This window comes from Nocardia sp. NPDC003345 (genome assembly GCF_053589395.1).
This window is the reverse complement of sequence record NZ_JBSFRU010000452.1, coordinates 1-3,903: the sequence shown is the minus strand read 5'-3', so window position 1 is coordinate 3,903 and position 3,903 is coordinate 1. Positions and strand designations below refer to the sequence as shown.

Genomic DNA, 3,903 nt, shown 5'->3' with positions numbered 1-3,903 from the left:
CCCACTCCACCCACTTCTTCCCCCCCCCCCCTGTGTTCCTATCTCCTACCCGGGGGCGGGGGGGGCCCGCAACCCCGCGCCGCCGGAGGCGGCGCAGACTACACAGCGCGGATCTGGCCCGATCCCCGGACGACCCACTTCGACGAGGTGAGTTCCGGCAGGCCCATCGGGCCGCGGGCGTGCAGTTTCTGGGTGGAGATGCCGATCTCGGCGCCGAAGCCGAACTGCTCGCCGTCGGTGAAGGCGGTGGAGGCGTTGACCATGACCGCGGCGGCGTCGACCCGGCGCGTGAATTCGTCGGCGGCGGCCAGTTCACCGGTGACGATGGCCTCGGTGTGCCCGGTGCCCCAGGTGTTGATGTGCTCGACGGCGGCGTCGAGGTCGTCGACGATCTTCACCGCGATATCGAGGGTCAGGTACTCCTCGGCCCAGTCCGCGTCGGTGGCGGGGACCATCCCTTCCAGGTCACCGTGCAGGGTGACGCCCTTGGCTTCGAGCGCCTTCGCCAGCCGGGGCAGCGCGGTGTCGGCGACGGCGGCGTCGATGAGGACCGTTTCGGCGGCGTTGCACACGCTGGGGCGGCGGGTCTTGGCGTTGATCAGGATCCGCTCGGCCATCTCGAGGTCGGCGGCCGCGTGCACATAGACATGGCAGTTACCGGTACCGGTTTCGATGGTCGGCACCTGGGCGTCGCGGACCACGGCATTGATCAGGCCGGCGCCGCCGCGCGGGATCACCACATCGACCAGGCCCCGGGCCTGGATCAGGTGGGTGACGCTGGAGCGGTCCCGGCTGGGCAGCAGCTGGACGGCGTCGGCCGGCAGGTCCACCGACGTGAGCGCGGTGCGAAGCACCTCGACCAGTGCCGCGTTGGACCGTGCCGCCGAGGACGAACCGCGCAGCAGTGCCGCGTTCCCGGATTTCAGGGCGAGCCCGAACGCGTCGACGGTGACATTGGGACGGGCCTCGTACACCATTCCGACCACGCCGAGCGGTACCCGGACCTGCCGGATCTCCAACCCGTTGGGCAGGGTCGAACCACGTTCGACCACGCCGACCGGATCGGGCAGACCGGCCACCTGGCGCAGCCCGGAGGCGATACCGTCGATCCGGTCCTTGGTGAGCCGCAGCCGGTCCAGCAGGGAATCCTCGGTACCGGCGGTTGTCGCGGCGACCAGATCCTCGCCGTTGGCCTCGAGCACCGTGTCGGCGGCGGCCAGCAGCGCGTCCGCGGCGGCGTGCAGTGCCTCGTTCTTGCGGTCGGTGGTGAGCTGGGCGAGCACTCGCGATGCGACCCGGGCGCGGCGTGCCGCGCTGTGCACGGCCTCTCGCGTATCGAAGGTCTCCGGGTCCACGGCCGGGGCTCCGGCAGGCACGGCCGGGTAGGCCCCGGCAGGCACAGCGTTCTCGGACACAGCGGTGTTCTCGGCCGTCATGGCCTCCAGCCTACCCACCCCGAAAAGCGGTTTCGCCGGGCCGTGGCGGGTTAGGTTCTCCCTCGTGAGCACTCCCCTGATCGCCGTTCTCGGCAGTATCAACATGGATCTGGTGACCACCACCGGCCGGCGGCCCGCGCCCGGCGAGACGGTGCTCGGCCACGGTTTCACGATGGTGCCCGGCGGTAAGGGCGCCAATCAGGCGATCGCCGCGAGCCGGGCGGGCGGGCATGTGCTGTTCCTGGGGGCGATCGGCACCGATGTGTTCGCGCCGCGGCTGCGCGCGGTACTCACCGAATCCGGGGTGGACACCACCGGACTGCGCACCCTCGACGGCCCCAGCGGTATCGCGTCGATCGTGGTGGACGCGACCGGCGAGAACTCCATCATCGTGGTGGGCGGCGCCAATGCCGGTATGACCGATCCGACCCCGGCCGATCTCGAGGCGATCGCCGCCGCCGATATTTTGCTGTGCCAGCTGGAGGTCCCGGTGCCGACGGTCGCGGCGGCCGCCGCCCACGCCCGCGCCCACGGCACCACCGTGATGCTCAACCCGTCCCCGGTTCAGCGCCTCGCGCCGGACCTGTGGGCACTGGTGGATATCGCGGTGGTGAACCGCGACGAGGCCGCGCACCTGGGCGGCGACCTCGACCCGGTGCCGCATCTCGTGGTGACACTCGGTGCCGACGGAGCTCGGTATCGCGGCCCGGACGGGACGGAGACGACCGTCGCGGGCCCGCGGGTCGAGGTGGTCGACACCACGGGAGCGGGCGATACGTTCACCGGCGCGCTGGCCGCCCGGTGGTCCGCGGGTCCGGCCGCGGCACTGCGGTTCGCCTGCGTCGCGGGTTCGCTCGCCACCACCGCGCTCGGTGCCAGCGCCTCGATCCCGTGGCGGGCGGAAATCGACGCCGCCCTGTCGCGCTGACGGGGTCTGCACGCCGAGCGTTTCGCACCTCGTGGCCGGACCAGCGGTCAGCGGGCCCGACCACGCATCCCGGCCGGGCCCGCACATCTGAACCGGCAGCTCCCATGGCTGCCGGACCTGTACGCGGCCGGTGACCTGGCCTGTGTGCCACACAAGCCGATCTCGGAGAGGCTGCGGATCGGTCGCCGGCCACTCGTCACGACCGGAAATTCGAATGCCGTCCCTCGCCCCGCGGCCTACCGTGAAAAGCGGGCGGCGGGCATCGGTTCGCCGCGTAGGAGAGGATCGAAACGATGTTTCCCGTCGAGCTGTCCGGAACCCGGGCACGGACGTTGATGTGGGCCCACGAGAACGAGATCGACGCCGGAGCGCTGCAACAGCTGCGCAATATCGCCCGGCTGGAATGGGTCCACGGCGTCCGCGTCATGCCGGATGTGCACCTCGGGAAAGGTGCCACGGTCGGGTCCGTGATCGCCATGCGCGACGCGGTCGCCCCGGCGGCGGTCGGGGTGGATATCGGCTGCGGTATGGAGAGCGTGCGCACCGACCTCACCGCGGCGGACCTCCCCGATGATCTGCGGGCGTTGCGCTCGGCGATCGAGGCCGCGGTACCCGTGGGTTTCGCGGCCCACCAGAATCCTGTCCAGGTGAACAAGCTCGCGCCCGGCCCGTCCGGATTCGCCACCGCGACCCTGCGCACCGGCTGGGACCGGTTCTGGTCGGCCTTCGGCGACCTCGACCAGGCGGTGGCACCCCGGGAGTCCAAGGCGCACAAGCAGCTGGGTTCGCTGGGCTCGGGCAACCACTTCATCGAGGTGTGCCTGGACCAGGACGACCAGGTGTGGATTCTGCTGCACTCTGGGAGCCGCAATATCGGCAAGGAGATCGCGGAACGGCATATGGCGGTGGCCCGCAAGCTGCCGCACAACCAGAACCTGGTCGACCGCGATCTGGCAGTGTTCCTGGCGAACACCCCGGAGATGGCCGCCTACCGGCACGACCTGACCTGGGCGCAGGAGTACGCGGCCCGCAACCGCGCGGTCATGCTGGCGCTGGTGTGCGGGGCCGTACGCCAGCAGTTCCCCACGCGCGAAGTAGGTTTCGACACGCCGATCTCATGTCACCACAACTATGTGGCGGAGGAGAAGATCGACGGCGCACCCATGCTCGTGACCCGTAAGGGCGCGGTCCGGGCCGGCCCGGGCGATATGGCGCTGATCCCGGGCTCGATGGGGACCCGCTCCTATGTGGTGCGCGGTAAGGGCAATCCGGATTCGTTCATGTCCGCGTCCCATGGGGCGGGTCGCCGGATGAGCCGTAACGCGGCGAAGCGGCAGTTCAGCGTCGCGGATCTGGTGGCCCAGACCGAGGGCGTGGAGTCGCGGAAGGATGCGGGCGTGCTCGACGAGATCCCGGCCGCGTACAAGAACATCGACGAGGTGATCGACGCGCAGCGCGATCTGGTCGATGTGGTGGCGACACTGCGTCAGGTGCTCTGCGTGAAGGGTTGACCGACGGTGGGCCGGGCTCGCGCCCGGC

Annotated in this window: 3 protein-coding genes; 2 read left to right on the top strand and 1 reads right to left on the bottom strand. The window is 70.5% G+C overall.

Translation table 11 applies throughout. The annotated features are described in order from the left end of the window. Window positions 1–98: 98 nt before the first annotated feature. Complete coding sequence (locus ACWDU1_RS30410; protein ID WP_450003743.1) at window positions 99–1,436, bottom strand: glutamate-5-semialdehyde dehydrogenase; 1,338 nt, start codon at window positions 1,434–1,436, stop codon at window positions 99–101. Between the two features lie 64 nt (window positions 1,437–1,500). On the opposite strand from ACWDU1_RS30410, the gene ACWDU1_RS30405 reads away from it, so the two are divergent. Further along, entirely contained in the window at window positions 1,501–2,364 is an 864-nt protein-coding gene (locus ACWDU1_RS30405) for a ribokinase (RefSeq protein ID WP_450003741.1), read from the top strand. Between the two features lie 293 nt (window positions 2,365–2,657). Continuing rightward, a complete protein-coding gene (locus ACWDU1_RS30400; protein WP_450003739.1) occupies window positions 2,658–3,875 on the top strand; it encodes an RtcB family protein in 1,218 nt (405 codons plus the stop codon). Window positions 3,876–3,903: the final 28 nt, after the last annotated feature.

Bases quoted from the DNA above. Each gene is read 5' to 3' on its own strand.
- ACWDU1_RS30410 (WP_450003743.1), bottom strand. From the start codon at position 1,436: ATGACGGCCGAGAACACCGCTGTGTCCGAGAACGCTGTGCCTGCCGGG.
- ACWDU1_RS30400 (WP_450003739.1), top strand. From the start codon at position 2,658: ATGTTTCCCGTCGAGCTGTCCGGAACCCGGGCACGGACGTTGATGTGG.